Annotated in this window: 18 protein-coding genes; 11 read left to right on the top strand and 7 right to left on the bottom strand. The window is 40.1% G+C overall.

The window, feature by feature from the left end; genetic code table 11:
- The first annotated feature begins 274 nt into the window (after positions 1-274).
- From opcA to petP, 5 genes are all read left to right on the top strand, one after another.
- Positions 275-1,606: a glucose-6-phosphate dehydrogenase assembly protein OpcA gene (gene opcA / locus PL9631_RS15950; RefSeq protein WP_083621792.1), complete on the top strand. Its 1,332-nt coding sequence runs from the start codon at positions 275-277 to the stop codon at positions 1,604-1,606.
- A 315-nt stretch (positions 1,607-1,921) separates the two neighbouring features.
- On the top strand, positions 1,922-3,268 hold the full coding sequence (locus PL9631_RS15945; RefSeq protein WP_083621790.1) for a hybrid sensor histidine kinase/response regulator: 1,347 nt from the start codon (positions 1,922-1,924) through the stop codon (positions 3,266-3,268).
- A gap of 55 nt (positions 3,269-3,323) precedes the next feature.
- Positions 3,324-4,805, top strand: a complete 1,482-nt coding sequence (locus PL9631_RS15940; protein WP_083621788.1) for a dolichyl-phosphate-mannose--protein mannosyltransferase — start codon at positions 3,324-3,326, stop codon at positions 4,803-4,805.
- A 146-nt stretch (positions 4,806-4,951) separates the two neighbouring features.
- On the top strand, positions 4,952-5,176 hold the full coding sequence (locus PL9631_RS15935; RefSeq protein ID WP_083621787.1) for a hypothetical protein: 225 nt from the start codon (positions 4,952-4,954) through the stop codon (positions 5,174-5,176).
- Positions 5,177-5,310: 134 nt separating this feature from the next.
- Positions 5,311-5,517: a cytochrome b6f subunit PetP gene (gene petP, locus PL9631_RS15930; RefSeq protein ID WP_083621785.1), complete on the top strand. Its 207-nt coding sequence runs from the start codon at positions 5,311-5,313 to the stop codon at positions 5,515-5,517.
- A 146-nt stretch (positions 5,518-5,663) separates the two neighbouring features.
- Here petP and PL9631_RS15925 read toward each other — a convergent pair whose 3' ends face one another.
- Complete coding sequence (locus PL9631_RS15925) at positions 5,664-6,215, bottom strand: DUF29 domain-containing protein (RefSeq protein ID WP_083621784.1); 552 nt, start codon at positions 6,213-6,215, stop codon at positions 5,664-5,666.
- A 108-nt stretch (positions 6,216-6,323) separates the two neighbouring features.
- On the opposite strand from PL9631_RS15925, the gene PL9631_RS15920 reads away from it, so the two are divergent.
- The gene (locus tag PL9631_RS15920; protein ID WP_083621782.1) at positions 6,324-7,418 is read left to right on the top strand and encodes a Get3/ArsA fold putative tail anchor-mediating ATPase NosAFP; all 1,095 of its coding nucleotides are present in this window, start codon (positions 6,324-6,326) and stop codon (positions 7,416-7,418) included.
- Between the two features lie 146 nt (positions 7,419-7,564).
- On the opposite strand, the gene PL9631_RS15915 is transcribed toward PL9631_RS15920, so the two are convergent.
- Positions 7,565-7,966, bottom strand: a complete 402-nt coding sequence (locus PL9631_RS15915) for a hypothetical protein (RefSeq protein ID WP_083621781.1) — start codon at positions 7,964-7,966, stop codon at positions 7,565-7,567.
- 163 nt (positions 7,967-8,129) lie between these two features.
- Positions 8,130-8,936 carry a 5'/3'-nucleotidase SurE gene (gene surE / locus PL9631_RS15910; RefSeq protein WP_083621779.1) on the bottom strand — a complete coding sequence of 269 codons (807 nt, stop codon included), beginning with the start codon at positions 8,934-8,936 and terminating at the stop codon, positions 8,130-8,132.
- Between the two features lie 438 nt (positions 8,937-9,374).
- Here surE and PL9631_RS15905 point away from each other — a divergent pair, with 438 nt between their 5' ends.
- From PL9631_RS15905 to PL9631_RS15895, 3 genes are all read left to right on the top strand, one after another.
- A complete protein-coding gene (locus PL9631_RS15905; protein WP_083621778.1) occupies positions 9,375-9,794 on the top strand; it encodes a hypothetical protein in 420 nt (139 codons plus the stop codon).
- Positions 9,795-10,035: 241 nt separating this feature from the next.
- A complete protein-coding gene (gene pheS / locus PL9631_RS15900; RefSeq protein WP_083621775.1) occupies positions 10,036-11,037 on the top strand; it encodes a phenylalanine--tRNA ligase subunit alpha in 1,002 nt (333 codons plus the stop codon).
- Positions 11,038-11,075: 38 nt separating this feature from the next.
- Positions 11,076-11,729, top strand: a complete 654-nt coding sequence (locus tag PL9631_RS15895; protein ID WP_083621773.1) for an SH3 domain-containing protein — start codon at positions 11,076-11,078, stop codon at positions 11,727-11,729.
- Positions 11,730-11,810: 81 nt separating this feature from the next.
- On the opposite strand, the gene PL9631_RS15890 is transcribed toward PL9631_RS15895, so the two are convergent.
- From PL9631_RS15890 to PL9631_RS15875, 4 genes are all read right to left on the bottom strand, one after another.
- Positions 11,811-13,058 (bottom strand): bifunctional folylpolyglutamate synthase/dihydrofolate synthase, encoded by a 1,248-nt coding sequence (locus PL9631_RS15890; protein ID WP_083621772.1) that lies wholly within the window; start codon positions 13,056-13,058, stop codon positions 11,811-11,813.
- 5 nt (positions 13,059-13,063) lie between these two features.
- Positions 13,064-13,486, bottom strand: coding sequence for a type II toxin-antitoxin system VapC family toxin (locus PL9631_RS15885; protein ID WP_083621770.1), 423 nt, complete (start codon positions 13,484-13,486; stop codon positions 13,064-13,066).
- Between the two features lie 3 nt (positions 13,487-13,489).
- Positions 13,490-13,741: a DUF2281 domain-containing protein gene (locus PL9631_RS15880; protein WP_083621769.1), complete on the bottom strand. Its 252-nt coding sequence runs from the start codon at positions 13,739-13,741 to the stop codon at positions 13,490-13,492.
- Positions 13,742-13,841: 100 nt separating this feature from the next.
- Positions 13,842-14,312: a DUF29 domain-containing protein gene (locus PL9631_RS15875; RefSeq protein ID WP_083621767.1), complete on the bottom strand. Its 471-nt coding sequence runs from the start codon at positions 14,310-14,312 to the stop codon at positions 13,842-13,844.
- Between the two features lie 756 nt (positions 14,313-15,068).
- On the opposite strand from PL9631_RS15875, the gene PL9631_RS15870 reads away from it, so the two are divergent.
- Positions 15,069-15,266, top strand: coding sequence for an NAD(P)H dehydrogenase subunit NdhS (locus PL9631_RS15870; protein WP_026795595.1), 198 nt, complete (start codon positions 15,069-15,071; stop codon positions 15,264-15,266).
- Between the two features lie 106 nt (positions 15,267-15,372).
- A complete protein-coding gene (locus PL9631_RS15865) occupies positions 15,373-16,038 on the top strand; it encodes an HAS-barrel domain-containing protein (protein WP_083622133.1) in 666 nt (221 codons plus the stop codon).
- The last annotated feature ends 150 nt before the right edge of the window (positions 16,039-16,188 follow it).

The following is a 16,188-nucleotide window of genomic DNA, read 5'->3' as shown; positions in this document are numbered from 1 at the left end:
AGATGGGTAAAAGAGAAAGGAGCAGGGGGAGCAGGGGAGGCGGGGGAGGCGGGGGAGGAAGGAAAATCCTTATACTCCACAGCCTACAGCCTTACAGCCTACAGCCTTACAGCCTACAGCCTTACATCCTACAGCCTTACATCCTACAGCCTCACATCCTACAGCCTCACATCCTACAGCCTCACATCCTACAGCCCTACACCCCAAACCCTCTTCCGACTGTTTACTCCGCACTGATAACTAATAACTGATAACTGATAACTGATTACTGATTATGACTACACCACTTGTTGCGTTACAAAAACCCAAGGATATTTCCCTCAGTCAAATTGAAGCTGAGTTAAGTAGTATTTGGCTGAGTCAGAATATTGGTAATGGGAAAACCACCGCCGTTGCCACCCGGGCGGCGACCTTTAGTATGGTGGTTTATGAACCGGAAGAATTTCAACAATTGTTAGGAGCTTTAGGGTTTTATCTCGGCAGTATTGATGGGATTCATGGAACATCAACCCGGGATGCGATTAAAGAAGCTCAGAGAATTTATGGTTTACCAATTAATGGCCGGGTTGACTCTGATACCTTGGTAAAATTACGCCAGGAATTTGCCAAACTTCCGGCCGCCGATCAAATTATTCCGAATTTGGATGGACGGGGATTTAGTATTAGTGAAACCATTGCCGCTCAAAATCCCTGTCGGATTATTACTTTGTGTCCAATTTTGGGAGAGGATACCGGAGTAACGGCCCAGGTTTCGGCCTATTGCCCGATTCAGAAAAAAAGTGAAGAAGGCTTAGTTTGTTGTGAATATATTACTCTCAGAGGCACAAAAGCAGCCCTAGAACGGGTGGGAAATGTGGTTTCTTCCCTGATGATTCCCGATTTACCTAAGTTTGTTTGGTGGAAAGCCACGCCTAACCCAGAGCAGGAATTGTTTAAACAATTAGCGGGTTGTTGTAATTGTGTGATTGTGGATTCCTCCTATTTTAGTGATCCAGAATCGGAATTGTTAAAAATGCAAGATTTGATTGAACAGGAAACCTATATTGCTGACTTAAATTGGCATCGACTTTCCCCTTGGCAAGAATTAACCGCCTCCGCCTTTGACCCCCCAGAACGCAGAGCTTCCTTAGTCGAAATTGATAATATCACCATTGACTACGAAAAAGGCAATGCGGCCCAAGCCTTAATGTTCTTGGGATGGTTTGCCAGTCGTTTGGAATGGAAACCCGTTTCCTTTACCGACCAGGGTGGGGATTATGAATTAAAGCATATCGAGTTTATCGGGCCGAATGATAAAAAAATTCTGGCCGAACTTGCAGCAATTCCCACGGCCGATTATGGTGAAATTCCCGGGGATTTAGTCGGTTTACGCTTAACTTCCGGTAATCCTAGTGCCAACTGCTGCACGATTTTATGTTCGGAAACCACCGGATGTATGCGGATGGAAGCCGGAGGTAGTGCCCAATCTTGTCGGACTGAACAGGTGATTGCGGCCACGGATCAAAAAGCGGAATCCCTGATGGCTCAACAGTTACAGCGTTGGGGACGGGATGTTCTCTACGAGGAAAGTCTGGATCTCACGGCTAGAATTCTGAAGTTACGATAAATTGAGATTAATTTCAAATCAGGATCGTCCCCTGTGTTTCACCCCATAACGGGGTGTTTTTTTTAAGTCCTGATCCGTTGGGTGTCATTGTCAAATCGTGATCACTCACCGTAAAATATAATCTAAATAGTTCCGTATAAGTTTAGATACTCAACAGGTTAGGGGTATTGTGTCTTTTGTTTCCTTTTGGGAGGCATTGAAAATAAATCCGTTGATTAACGGTTACGAATATTTATAATTAAGTTGAGTTGAGATAGTAATTTGCTTTCTGCTGGAACAATTTCGATTGATCCATAAATCATAATCCCATTCAATATGCACTCCAACTCATTCAAAGAAACCACCATACTAATTGTTGATGATAGCCCAACAAACCTTAATTTATTATCAGGTTTTATTGATAATTGTGGCTGGAGAATTTTAATCGCAAACCATAGTAATCAAGCTATTCAAGTTGCGGAAACTGAACAACCTGATTTGATTTTATTAGATGTGGTGATGCCGGGAACCGATGGGTTTGAAACCTGTAAACACCTCAAAAGTCATGGTTCAACCCATGATATTCCGATCATTTTTATGACTGCTGTTACCGATGATTTAGAAAAGGTCAGGGGATTATCGATTGGAGCAGTGGATTATATTACTAAACCGTTTCAAGCTGAAGAAGTGATTGCTCGGATTAAAATTCATTTGGAAATTAGATCTTTAACTCAACAATTATTAGAAAAGAATCAAGAGTTGGAACAACGAGTTTTAGAACGAACAGCCGAATTATCTCAGGTATTAGAAGATTTAAAAGAGTCTCAAATGCAATTAGTACAAAGCGAAAAAATGTCAACTTTAGGGCATTTAATTGCCGGAGTTGCCCATGAAATTAATAATCCGATCAATTTTATTGCGGGTAATTTGAATCACGCTAATATTTATATTAAGGATTTGATTCAACATTTAAAACTATATCAAAGCTATTATCCTAATGTCGATCATTCGATTATCGCCCATGCTGAATCTATTGATTTAGACTATTTAATTGAAGATTTACCTAAATTGATTTCTTCTATGAAATTGGGAACAGATAGAATTTCTAATATTAGTACCAGTTTACGGACTTTTTCTCGGAGTGATATTAAAGTTCAAGTTCCTTTTAATATTCATGAAGGTTTAGAAAGTACCCTATTAATTCTTAAACATTTATTACAAGCAACCGATCACCGTCCTGATATTAAGGTAATTAAAAAATATGGTCAAATGCCTTTAGTTGAGTGCTATCCGGGGCAATTAAATCAGGTATTTATGAATTTAATTAATAATGCTATTGATGCTTTAAATGAATCTAGCACCACTAAATCCTATCAAGAATTACTACAGTATCCCAATCAAATTGTTATTTCAACCTATCTGGTTTCTAATAGTCGGGCTGTGGCGATTTCCGTCCAGGATAATGGGACGGGAATGTCGGACGATACTAAAAAATGTGCCTTTGATTATTTATTTACTACTAAACCTGTAGGAAAAGGGACGGGACTGGGACTATCAATTAGTCGCAAGATTATTGAAGATACCCACAAAGGGCGATTATTGTGTCATTCTCAGTTAGGAAAAGGATCGGAGTTTATTATAGAGATTCCGATTTGCAAGGAGTTAGGAATCAGTAATCAGTAACAACGTAGAGACGTTGTATGCAACGTCTCTACTATAGGAATTAAAGCCAAAAATAATGACTGATACAAAATATAAATTTAACCTCAAATTCTCTGGTTTTACTGTGGGGATGATCTCAATATTTATGGGGTCTATTGTTTTAAGATTTTGGGGTTTAGACCGATTTAATACTTTGGTTTTTGATGAGGTTTATTATGCTAAATTTTCCCATAATTATTTAACTCAAACTCCTTTTTTTAATTCCCATCCTCCCCTAAGTCAATATTTAATTGCGATCGGAATTTGGCTGGGATCTAAATTACCCTTTGGACAAGAAACCCTGAATAATTTAACAGATTCGACCCTATCAACCTGGAGTTATCGATGGTTTAATGCTTTATTTGGCTCGTTTATTCCTTTAATTGTTGGTGCGATCGCCTATCAACTTACTCACCGTCGCAGCTATACTTTAATTGCTACCTTTTTAATCGCCTTGGATGGATTATTTATTGTAGAATCTCGCTATGCTCTGAGTAATATTTATATTGTATTTTTCGGATTATTAGGACAACTGTTTTTTTTAAAGGCGTTACATCAAAAAGGGATTAACCGTTGGTTTTGGATGGGTTTAGCCGGAATTGGATTAGGATTAGCCGCCCTCACTAAATGGAATGGATTAGGATTTTTATTGGGAATTTATTTTATTTTAATTTTAGGTAAATTGATTCAATATTTTACTCCTAATTCTGAAAAATTAATCCCCCAAACCTCCTTTAAATCTCCCTTACAAAACCTAAATAAACTCACTCCAATTATTCTTTTAGTCACCTTAATAATCATTCCTATTCTGGTTTATATTATCGGTTGGTTGCCCCATTTACAACAAAATCCAGATCCGCCCTTTTGGGATCTACAAGCCAAAATTTGGACTTACCATCATAGCTTAGGAGATGGAACAAAAGTTCATCCCTACTGTTCTAAATGGTACAGTTGGATTCTGATGTTACGACCCATTCCCTATTTTTATCAAAAAGTGGATGCAACCACTCCGCTTGCTCCAACTTTACCTTTAATTCATCCCGACCAACTTCCCATTATTTATTCAGTTCATGCGATGGGAAATCCATTTTTATGGTGGTTATCTACCCTAGCCAGTCTGTTATTATGTGGGATGTTACTTCAACGAGTTTGGCTGGCTTTATCTGTTAGGTTTCCCTATTTAAAACCTAGATTATCCCTAGAATTTCCACCGACACCGGAACTGTGGTTGGCTCTATTTTTAAGTTTGAATTGGTTGGCAAATCTATTACCCTGGGTGAGAGTCACTCGCTGTTTATTTATTTATCACTACATGACCGGATTTGTGTTTAGCTGTATGGCTTTAGCTTGGTGGTTAGAACGATGGTTATATAGTCCTAATCAACAATTTCGCTGGCTAGGATGTCTGATCATATTCCTGGTTTTATTCGGTTTTTTCTATTGGATGCCATTATATTTAGGACTTCCTTTATCCCCTTGGCAATGGCAACTGCGAATGTGGTTTGCCTCCTGGATTTAGTCTTGGAGACTGCTCCCAATGCAGGATAAAAGGTGAGATTAATCACATAAATGGGTAATAATGATCACAAATAATCTTGACACATATTGCTGAAATCTGAAGCTAGATCATGAATACTTGTAATAGGTTCTAAAAAATATAATTTTATGAATAACAATAACTATGATTCCACAGGATACTCCCTACCGGGATCTCAAGAAAAACAATTAGATGCGATGGCCAAATTAGCCGTTTTAAGTTTAACCTGGTCTTTAGCGGGTCTATCCCAAGAAAAGAGATCCAGTGCTAACCCTGAAAGAGTCGCCCCTAAGATCTACATTAACTTGCCTGGACTCAAAGATGGGCTTTCTTCCTCTGAGTTACCCCCGTAAACTGGCGTAGTTGAGAAAAATTTGAGATTGTGTAAACCCCCCGATTTATTTGTTAGATTGGGGGGTTTAATCTGGGGCGGGGACATATTACACTTAACTGTGAATTGGTTAATACCCCAAGGAGAACACCGGACGTGGCAATCGAAATTGGTCAAAGAGTCAAGGTTCGTCGAATTAGAGAGCGAGTCCCTGGCAATATTGTCGATCAACTCAAGCAAAATCCTTTTGGAACTGTCAAAGGCTTCAAAATGGTAGATGGAAGTGGAGTCGGTTTTATTGTCCAACTCGATAATAAAGCAGCAACTTGGTTCTTTGAAGATGAACTAGAAGTTTCTCGTTAATATTCCCCTACGGTGGGAGACGGGAAATATTAAGAGGGTGATCTGCAAGTTGGGCTTGAGGCTATTGTGGGTCATCCTCTCGATTTTGGGAAATTGTCGTATATGGCAGTCGCTAAGGTATTTAGGACATAGACTGATGCTAAAACCTAAACAGAGAAATCTTTTCCTTCGCTGTTCCCTGTTCCCTGCTTTGCACTGAGCTTGTCGAAGTGTTCCCTGTTCCCTGCTATATGACTATTATCACAATTGGGTAAATAATCAATATTCAGTGTTTCTTCAATAGAAAATGGACACTTTTCAGGAAAACAAGAACGGGGTAAACCTGTTTCTGCGGCTGCTAATTTTTGGGCATCTTGATAACATTGTATAAAAATATTTTCTAAAAATGGCTTGAGACTGGGACTATTTTCGAGTGCATCTTCAATCCTTTGACGATGCTCAATGATTGTATATTGCCAACTATTAGAACGTTTTTCGGGATGAAATCTATATTTCAGTAAGTGCATTAATAAAATTCTCAAATTACTTTTTAAAGCATTTTTATCATTTTTCCCCATACTGTCTAATTCTTCAATTAAATTTTGACAATCTAATTCTTCAAAATGTTTGGTTTCTAGCAATTGAATCGTTTGCTGTAGCCATAAATTGAAATCTTGTTCATAAAGTTGGTTAAGTTTGAGTGATAATTCAGAGTTCATCAAATTAGCTCCTTGATGAGTTTAAAATATACCCGATCACAATATACCTATTCTAATTGATTTGTTGTAGGATCAAGTTTCCATGAACGAGATTAGGAAAATCAATAAATGGCCTTAACATTAACATTTTTGGGTAAGGGGGGTACGGGTCGGACAACACTGGCGATCGCAGCCGCTCAACAATTAGCCGCCAGTGGGAAGCGGGTATTATTAGTTGGACAAGATGGCAGTCCCGCCTGGAATATCCTGCTAGAAACGGAAGTGGGGTGTGATCCAACGGAGATCGCCACCCATTTGAAAGCCGTGCAACTGAAAAGTGCAGTGTTACTCGAACGCAGTTGGGAAGAAGTGAAAAAGCTGGAAACCCAATATGTTCGTACCCCATTTTTTAGGAATGTTTATGGTCAGGAATTGGGGGTTTTGCCCGGGATGGATAGTGCCCTGGCCCTGAATGCTATTCGTGAATATGATGCCAGTGGCAATTATGATGTGATTGTTTATGATGGGTTAGCCAGTCAAGATACCCTAAGAATGTTAGGAATGCCAGAGATTTTAAGCTGGTATCTGCGCCGTTTTCGGAATGTATTTATGGAGTCGGATTTGGGAAAAACCCTCTCTCCTTTTATACAACCGATTGCTAGTAGTATTCTGAATATTGATATTTCTGGGGATACTTTTTCTCAACCGACTCAAGAAGTTAATAATATTTTGGATCAAGGAAAAACGGCGGTATCCGATCCTCAGCGAGTGGCGGCTTATTTAGTTAGTAATCAAGATGAAGTGGCGATCGCCACGGCCAAATATTTATGGGGAAGCGCCCAACAGGTGGGACTCACCGTGGGCGGGGTGCTATTAAACCAAACATCACTGACAGAGGCAATTACAGAGGCATTTGATCCCTTAAATGTGAGTGTTATCCCCCCACGTTCGGGTCAAAGTTGGCAACCTTTGATCGATGCTTTACCCGATTTTACCCAGGCGGGGTTAGCTCCGAAACCGATTGATATTGATGTGACACAACGCAAGGTTAGCCTGTTTCTACCCAGTTTTGATAAAAAACAGGTGAAGCTAACCCAATACGGCCCAGAAGTCACAATAGAGGCCGGAGATCAACGGCGCAATATCTTCCTCCCCCCAGCTTTAACGGGAAAACCCGTAACTGGGGCTAAGTTTCAAAATGGTTATTTAACAATTAGCTTTTAATCAGTCATCAGTTGTAGGGGCGGGTTCATCAAGATTTAATTGATTAACAAAGATCTAAAAGAACCCGCCCGTACCAGTTATCATTAATTAATCAAAAAATCAACCAGCGTTACCCATTACCTATTACCCATTACCCTAAATTATTGTTAGGGATCAAAATCAGAAGAATCCGGTAAAAACTCGACTTGAGGCTCAATTTTAGGCTCAATATTTTGATTATTTAAGTTTAATTTTTCAGTTAAGGTGACAGCCATTCCCAGGAATAAAAGACTACTAATAACAGCTAATAGGGGTAATCCTTTGGTTAAACTCAGATCTCGACGCAGGCGAGCAAAGGGATGACTTTGGCGTCGGAGCATTTGGGCAACGGCACACTGCTGGAAACAAAAAGGATCTCGCACATAATGACCACTGTGACTCATGACAAAATGGGTATGGCAGTGAGGGCAAGTAAAGAGTCCACCTAACATTCCAATTGAGGGCAAAATGCTAGTATGATGGCAAATTGGGCAAGTAACAGAATGAGTGTTAAAGGTATCTGCGTTCATAACAACTGGACTCAAACGTAGAAAAATAAAGGTTTATCGAAACTTGCGAGCATGGCAACAGCTTGGGCAGTAAGTGATGTTTGCCGTTTTGTGTTACTTCTAGTCTACCTCTAAGGAGGGAGAGTTTATCCAGGAGAAACGTTAACATTTGTAGAGCAGATTTTTAAGGCTTAATTCTTAACATTTGTATCCAATCTTGTAATTTGTGTAACTCTGTAACATGGGTAAGGTTATATTGCAGGGGGGTAATGGTGATCAGATTTTGACGTAAAGCATGAACATCCGTCATCCATTCATCCAAGTCTGATGGTTCATTTAATAGTTCTACATCTTCCATTAATTCTCCGGTCAACCAATAATAGGTTTTTCCCCTAGGGTCAATGCGTTTTTCCAAAATATCGACATAACGGCGAATACCTTGACGGGTAATCTTCACCCCCTGAATATCCTGGGGGGGAACACCCGGAACATTAACATTGAGTAACATTGCTTGGGGTAGGGGATGTTTTTCTAAGGTGTGAATTAACTGTTGGGCAAATTCCACCGCCCCTTGAAAGTCCCGGGAGGAATAACTCCCTAAACTAAATGCAATACTGGGAATACCTTGAATTAAACCTTCCATGGCCGCCGAAACCGTACCGGAGTACAGAATATCCGTGGCCACATTCGGCCCATGATTAATTCCGGCTAAAACTAAATCCGGCGGGGTTTCCATCACCCCAAATAGTCCCACTTTCACCGAGTCGGCGGGGGTTCCAGAACAGGCCCAAGCGATTACGGACGGGGCAAAAACATCCTCTACCTGTTCAGCGCGAATGGGATGGTGTAAGGTTAAACCATGACCCGTTGCCGAGCGTTCTTGATCGGGACAAACTACGGTGACATCATGCCCGACTTGGGCTAAACCATTGGCTAAACTGCGAATTCCCTGGGCAAAAACCCCGTCATCATTACTAATTAATAGTTTCATTGAGTTAAATTGATTAAGAGAGGAAAAATATACTTTCAGGACAATTAGAATTGAGGGTGAATCAAGATTAGTTTTTTATTCAGTATCCTGATATCCACCCCGCCCATTTGCTTTTTCTAGTTCTACATTTTCTGCACTCAATAATGGAACACCAGAGTCAATAATTTTTTCTCGGATTTTTTGCAATTTCATTCCTAAATCTGATGAGGCTTTTGGATTTACAACTTTAAATATTATAACAGTTTCTCCTAAATATGTGTTAAATATAGCCAGTCTAAATCATGGGTATAAATCCTTTGAGTCTCATCGCCTTGACGGGACAATATCGGCCTGGGGTTAGAATTAATCTCAGAATTATTTGTAGTTACAATCCATTTAGACTTACTATAGAAGCAATGAATTAATTTTCAATATTCATCCTCTAATCGGAATCTTGCCATGCTTAAGCAATTTTTAATAGGCTCAGTTTTGATTGCGAGTACCCTTTTCAGGGGTGAAGCCCAAGCTTCTATCATCACCTATGATTTTACGGTCAATGTCAGGGCTGGAGCGTTGACGGGTAAATCGTTTAATGGTACGTTTAGTTATGATGATTCCTCATTAACAGGGAGTGGGGTTGAAGAATTGGGGGTCAATCAAGGATTAACGGTTTGCATGAATTTTTTTGGACGAAACTATAACGAAACCGAAGATAGTAGCTATCCAATGTTGCCCAAACTTGTATTTGAAAATGGTTTAATTAAACAACTTGATTTTTGGATAGAGCCGAATAAACGATTGAATTGGTGGAATGAATCGGGATGGGAAGTAACTCTATCTCCGTCTAAAAATTCTGCTTCTAGCAATTGTAAGAATTAGAGAAGTATCAAGCTAAAATACGGCCTAAATCCGTAGTTTTAATCCCCTTTGCTCAAGGAATTTTTGCAAAATTATTGTAGGTATTATTCGGGAAAAAATAAAAGTTGAAGATAATTTTCTATTTTTTGAACCGCTTTTTTAACAAAAGACTACTGAGTAAAAGGGAACAAATTAAGCTACACTCAGCAAAGGCAGGACAATTTAATCCTCTACCTAATTTCAATCGTCTATTAATCATGATATGGCAACTCAACTTAGTGAATTAGAAACCCAACTCGAAGACCTGCGCATTGAGGGAACAGAAGCGATCGCAATTTCTCAAACCCTAGAAGAATTAGAACAGTTGCGAATTAACTATTTAGGCAAAAAAGGCAAAGTTTCCATCGTTCTCGGGGGCATGGGAAAACTCGACCCCAGCGATCGCCCTCGAATTGGATCGGTAGCCAACGACGTCAAAAAAGCCCTAGAAACAGGTTTAGAGGATAAACGCACCGCCCTCCAACGCGCCCAACTCGAGGCCCAACTCCAGTCGGAAACCCTAGATGTCACCATGCCAGGTGTCTATCATTCCCAGGGCAGAATTCACCCCCTGAATGGCATTATTGATCGGGCTTTAGATATATTTGTTGGGTTGGGATATACCGTGGCTTCTGGCCCGGAAATGGAAACGGACTATTATAATTTTGAAGCCCTAAATACTCCCCCCGACCACCCTGCCCGGGATATGCAGGATACCTTCTATTTACCCGATGGTAATTTATTAAGAACCCATACCTCCTCGGTGCAAATTCGCTACATGGAAGAACACCAACCCCCCATCCGCATTGTCGCCCCGGGTCGGGTTTATCGTCGGGATACGGTGGATGCTACCCACGCGGCGGTGTTCCATCAAATTGAACTTTTAGCCATTGAAGAAGGCCTACAATTTACCGATTTAAAAGGCACAATTAAAGAGTTTTTGCGCCAAATGTTCGGGGATTTACCCGTGCGGTTTCGGGCCAGTTATTTCCCCTTTACTGAACCCTCGGCCGAAGTGGATTTACAATGGCAGGGAAAATGGCTAGAAGTGTTAGGATGTGGCATGGTTGATCCGAATGTGTTAAAAGCGGCTGGCTATGACCCAGAAAAATACACGGGATTTGCGGCGGGTTTTGGTGTAGAACGATTTGCTATGGTTTTACATCAAATTGATGATATTCGGCGGGTTTATGCCAGCGATTTACGCTTTTTACGTCAGTTCTAATTGTCAAAATTGAGTGTGGTTAATGAGGAGTGAAATTAATGAATAATTTTGTATTCAGGAGTCGGTCTTTTCGGGTTTTAGCATTAGTTGTATTAGCGGTTATGGGGAGTCAATTACCCACCTTAGCAACGATTCACACTAAACCCCCGACAACAAATTCAGAAACACAAATCGCTCAAAACCGTTCTAGTTTGTGCCGCATTATTGGGGAACAACAGGGGTTAGCAGTTCATTCTCGACCGACTCCGACTTCTCCGGTGGTCGGGGGTGTGGGGTTTAAAACGGAAGTGACTTTAGCTAATAATTCCGGCGGGACTCGTGGCCCGGATGGTCGCACTTGGGTAGAAATTTCCGCCCCGATTAAGGGTTATATTTCTAATGGTTTTCCCGATCGCAGTGGAAATTTACAGGACTGTTCGGGTCAAGTACAAAAACCCGAACCTCCAACAACACAACCCGTTAGTTTATGTCGTCAAATTGATTTTGCCGCCGCCCCCAATGGGGTTGTGGTACGAGAAAAACCCTCGCGATTTTCTGACCGGGTTGGGAGTGTGGCTTCAGGAGCCCGAGTTAGACTGATACAGAATTATAAGTTAATTCCTGATCCGAATGGGGAAAAACGCGATTGGGTTGGCATTAGTGAGCCCGAGGAGGGATATATCTCAGCTAATACTTTGATTATGTGTCGGTGATAGTCCGTAGAGGCGCGCCATGGCACGTCTCTCTATATTTAACCACAAAGACACAAAGGCACAAAGATGTTATAACGGGATTCAAGTTTTTTGAATAAGTTGGAAAAAATGACCTAATAAATACAATGATCCACACAGAATCGGTAAGGTATTTTCATCTTGAATGGCAGTATCTAAAGCTAAAATTAATGTGGGATAGGTTTGATAATGCTTTAAATCAGGACATAAACTTTTAGCTAGGGTTGCTAACTGTTGGGGGTCTGCATAGGGGTGATTAGGAATAGGAACTAAATATAATTGATCACCGGGTCTTAATAGGGCTTTAAAAATATCAGTATGATCTTTTGTCGATAACATTCCCATCACCCAACAAATTGATGAAACCTCTAAACTATCCACATATTGACGTAAAGCCGTAGCGGCGGCGGGGTTATGGGCTCCATCAATTAATAGGCGATGCTGTTTCCAGGTAATCCATTGCAGGCGTCCTGGCCATTGGGCTTTTTCTATGCCTTGAATTAGAGCATTTTCGGAAATTTGCCATCCTTTTTGACGGATGATTTGAATAGTAGCGATCGCGATCGCTGAATTGATTAATTGTATATTTCCTAATAGGGTTAAAGGGTATTCTAACCCTTGATAATTAGCCGTTTGTTGCTTACCATTTTGCTTGACCCAAACCGCAGGTTTAACCCACGTTACCGGGGCGTTTAATTCCGTTGCCCGTTGTTGAATAACTTGTTGAGCATCCGGGGGTAAAATACCCACGACAACTGGACAGTTAGGTTTAATAATTCCCGCTTTTTCAAAGGCAATTTCTGCTATTGTTGACCCCAGGTATTCTTGATGGTCTAAACCAATGGAAGTAATCACACTAACCAAGGGATGATCACAAACATTAGTGGCGTCTAAACGTCCCCCTAACCCTACTTCCATGACCGCAATATCTACTTTTTGTTGAGCAAAATAGACCCAAGCTGCAACGGTGACTATTTCAAATAAAGTGGGGGGAACTTCATCGGGGAGAATGGCATTTTCTACCTGTTGTAAAACTTGTAAAAAATCCGCTTGTGCAATCGGTTGTTGATTAATTGATAAACGTTCTGTCCAATCAACTAAATGGGGAGAAATATAGCGTCCAACCCGATAACCCGCTTGTGATAAAATAGAAGATAGGTAAGCACAAACTGAACCTTTTCCATTAGTTCCGGCTACATGAATAATCGGAACATTGAGGTGAGGATTTCCTAAGCGTTCTAGTAAGTTTTTAATCCGTTCTAAACCTAAATTAATCCCAAATTGTTGATATTTTTGTAAAATTTTTTCCATATTATTTATATTTCAGCAGCAATTATTAAATCAATTATTTCCTGCTGATTTTTGCGATAAATTCTAAAATCACTATCTAAGATTAATATAGAACTCCCTGGAATTAATTCACTCATTCTTACTAAACAAGCATCGGCTAAAGACATCGGTATATTCTGATAACGTTGCATTAAATTTCCAATAGCTTCAATTTCTTCTGTTAAATGAAAGGGAATTTTAATCACTCCCGATTTCAATAAAGCAATGACAGCTTCCTCTCCTCCATAGGTTCTATGGAGCAAAAAACACGCTTCAGCAATAACTGCTTCACAAGTGAATAATGGCAATTGACTTTTTCCCCATTCAGTCACTGCCCAACTATGATATTGATCTTGGCGTTTTAGATAAGATACTAATGGCCCTGTATCCAATAAAATCTTATTTCTCATTTTTTACCAATTCCCCTGTAAATACTTTTTATTAGTAGAAAGGTCAGAAGGGCCACCATCTAAACAACCTGCAAACTCTTTAGCAGCTTCATAGGCTGAAATCGGTTGTTGTTCTGCTTCTGGAGGTTGAATTTCTTGTTTTTGGGCTTTAAAATGCAAAAATTCAATAAAATTAATCACTTCCTCCTGTTCTTGAAGCGATAAGGTTTTAATTATCTCGACAATGGCTTCTGCTTGAGTAATAGTTTGAGTCATGATGTTCTCCCGTAGTTGATAATAATATAAAATTCCTATATTTAATTTATTATAACATATCTCTACTAGAAAATCGCTCAATCTAAATGATTAAGTTGATTTAATTCGGTAGAAATTCACTATCGAGGGTGGCTTCTGGTGTAAACGGACAAACCAGAGGAAATACTTCTAAAGTTAAACCTGTTTCTAAGGCTGCTTCTTGTCTAGCATCTTGATAACATTCCTCCAACACTTCTGTATAGTAAGGTTTTAAACTAGGACTACTTTTTAATGCTTTTCTCAGTCTTCTACGATGTTCATAAATCGAAGATAACCAACTATTGGAACGTTTATCTGGTTGATATTTATATTTCAATAGATGTAGTAAAACAATAATTAAATTACTTTCTAGTGCTTGCTTTTCACTGCGTCCCATAGATTCGATTTCTTCAATTAAATTTCCCCAATCAACTTCTAATAATTGCCCTGTTTTTAACTGATTTACCGTATTTTCAATCCATAAGTAAAAATCTTGTTCATACAGGCTTAAATTTTCTGTTGATTCTAATTGAGGGTGCTTGGAGCTTACCATTGATACCTCCTTTGAGAGTTGAGATGATTAGGGCCTATTTTATTAATTTATAACTGAAAAAGGCGCGTAAGACGCACCCGATAAAATGATAATTTGTATAACAGTCTCAAGCGAAAACTAGGAAATAAGATCAGAGCGTGAAGTCTTTTCTTGCTGATTGCCTGCTATATTTGACTTTTAGGTATGGGGGCGGTGGGACTTGAACCCACACGACCTTATAAGGGTCAACGGATTTTCATTCTCCCGTAGCTTTCGCTACTACCAATTGGCGTTGAGAATTGGACTCTCTCTTTACCCTCGGCTTTACGTTAGGGTAGCTCCCGTCGAGTCTCTGCACCTTCCTAAGACTTATATTAGATTGGGTAAACTCCCTCATTTCTAATAACCCTAGGCTTGGCTCAGGATTGCCTTGTCTGAGTTTACAGATTTAGGTTTCCCTGAATTTGACAGCTTACACTTGAGAGATTTCTCGCCTCAAGGCTCAATTTATCTTTAAGTCCGTAGCGTCTACCATTCCGCCACGCCCCCGAATTGGGTTATGTGTTTATTCGCTTTTGAATTTCCACATTTCTACATCTAAGCATTTTATTTTGATTTGTGCAAGGGTTTTGGGAAAGTTTTTTTTTAATCATAGCCAAAACTTATTCCTGCAAGCGTTTTGGGCGATGTGGCAACGGCTATAACTTCACCCCCGGCTTACCAAGGAGGGCAGGGGGGGTTACACTAGGATTGAGTCCACTTAACCATTAAACTCCTATGATTTTGCCAGGTTCCGCCGTGCGAGTCACGAACCCTATTGATACTTACTATGGTTTTCAAGGTTTAGTTCAACGAGTCAGTGACGGGAAAGTCGCTGTTCTGTTTGAAGGAGGCAACTGGGATAAACTGGTTACGTTCAGACGTTCTGAACTAGAAGCTATTGATACCACTGCTGGACGCAAAGGTAAAAAGTAATTACGAATTACGAATTACGAATTACGAATTACNCATCTTCGAAGTGCCCCCTGCCTCCCCTGCTCCCCCTGCCTCCCCTGCTCCCCCTGCTCCCCTCCCCTCTCTTATGCGTCTCCCCTTTCCCACATTCTCAACTTCTGCTCGTTCTCAACAACATATTGGTGAGGTAATTGAAACGGCGACAACGGAATATTTAGCCCAATGTTTGGAACCGGAGGATTTGAGTTTTCCGGTGATGCCTGCCTTTGGTAGTTGGGTGAAATCGAGGGATGAGGAGTCGGGAAATAAGGTTTATGGGGTGGTTTATCATGCCACAACTTGCCCAATTGATTCAGTACATCGCGCGAGGGCACTAGGATTAAGTTTAGACGAATTGCGAGAACAGCAACCCCAAATTTTTGCCATGTTAAAAACGGAATTTCGGGTGGCAATTGTAGGATTTGAGTTGATGACTGAGGAAAATAATTCTTCACCGCAACGGGGCAAAATTTATCAATATATTCCGCCCCGTCCCCCTCAAATTCATCAGGCGGTTTATGAATGCGAACCGGATGAAATTGTTGGTTTTAGTCAGGAATTAGATTTTTTAAGAACTTTATTAGATGTCGGTAATGCTCCGGTTGATTCTTTGGTAGCCGCGGCAATTCGAGAAGTTTATAAGTTTAAAACCTTAGATAGAGCTTGGTTAGTAGAAGCGGGACGAACCCTGAGTATTTTATTAAAAGATGATTATGATCGTCTGCGGGTAATTCTAAAACAAATTCATCCTTGATTATGGAGGACTTAAATTGATCGAGCTTCTGTCACTTTCCGAATTAAGCAAGTATTAAATAAACTAATTTATCTAAATGTCATCATCCATAGGTTTTATTTTAATTACCCACAAAAACCCAGAGCAAATTTACAGGCTAATAGATCATTT

The organism is Planktothrix paucivesiculata PCC 9631 (genome assembly GCF_900009265.2).
Taxonomy (GTDB): Bacteria; Cyanobacteriota; Cyanobacteriia; order Cyanobacteriales; family Microcoleaceae; genus Planktothrix; species Planktothrix paucivesiculata.
This window is presented reverse-complemented; position numbering and strand designations above follow the sequence as displayed.

Coding starts and splice junctions, on each gene's coding strand:
- PL9631_RS15895 (WP_083621773.1), top strand. CDS start 11,076: ATGAATAATTTTGTATTCAGGAGTCGGTCTTTTCGGGTTTTAGCATTA.
- PL9631_RS15905 (WP_083621778.1), top strand. CDS start 9,375: ATGCTTAAGCAATTTTTAATAGGCTCAGTTTTGATTGCGAGTACCCTT.
- PL9631_RS15880 (WP_083621769.1), bottom strand. CDS start 13,741: ATGACTCAAACTATTACTCAAGCAGAAGCCATTGTCGAGATAATTAAA.
- PL9631_RS15885 (WP_083621770.1), bottom strand. CDS start 13,486: ATGAGAAATAAGATTTTATTGGATACAGGGCCATTAGTATCTTATCTA.
- PL9631_RS15935 (WP_083621787.1), top strand. CDS start 4,952: ATGAATAACAATAACTATGATTCCACAGGATACTCCCTACCGGGATCT.
- opcA (WP_083621792.1), top strand. CDS start 275: ATGACTACACCACTTGTTGCGTTACAAAAACCCAAGGATATTTCCCTC.
- PL9631_RS15920 (WP_083621782.1), top strand. CDS start 6,324: ATGGCCTTAACATTAACATTTTTGGGTAAGGGGGGTACGGGTCGGACA.
- surE (WP_083621779.1), bottom strand. CDS start 8,936: ATGAAACTATTAATTAGTAATGATGACGGGGTTTTTGCCCAGGGAATT.
- PL9631_RS15870 (WP_026795595.1), top strand. CDS start 15,069: ATGATTTTGCCAGGTTCCGCCGTGCGAGTCACGAACCCTATTGATACT.
- PL9631_RS15865 (WP_083622133.1), top strand. CDS start 15,373: ATGCGTCTCCCCTTTCCCACATTCTCAACTTCTGCTCGTTCTCAACAA.
- PL9631_RS15925 (WP_083621784.1), bottom strand. CDS start 6,215: ATGAACTCTGAATTATCACTCAAACTTAACCAACTTTATGAACAAGAT.
- pheS (WP_083621775.1), top strand. CDS start 10,036: ATGGCAACTCAACTTAGTGAATTAGAAACCCAACTCGAAGACCTGCGC.
- PL9631_RS15890 (WP_083621772.1), bottom strand. CDS start 13,058: ATGGAAAAAATTTTACAAAAATATCAACAATTTGGGATTAATTTAGGT.
- PL9631_RS15875 (WP_083621767.1), bottom strand. CDS start 14,312: ATGGTAAGCTCCAAGCACCCTCAATTAGAATCAACAGAAAATTTAAGC.
- PL9631_RS15940 (WP_083621788.1), top strand. CDS start 3,324: ATGACTGATACAAAATATAAATTTAACCTCAAATTCTCTGGTTTTACT.
- PL9631_RS15945 (WP_083621790.1), top strand. CDS start 1,922: ATGCACTCCAACTCATTCAAAGAAACCACCATACTAATTGTTGATGAT.
- PL9631_RS15915 (WP_083621781.1), bottom strand. CDS start 7,966: ATGAACGCAGATACCTTTAACACTCATTCTGTTACTTGCCCAATTTGC.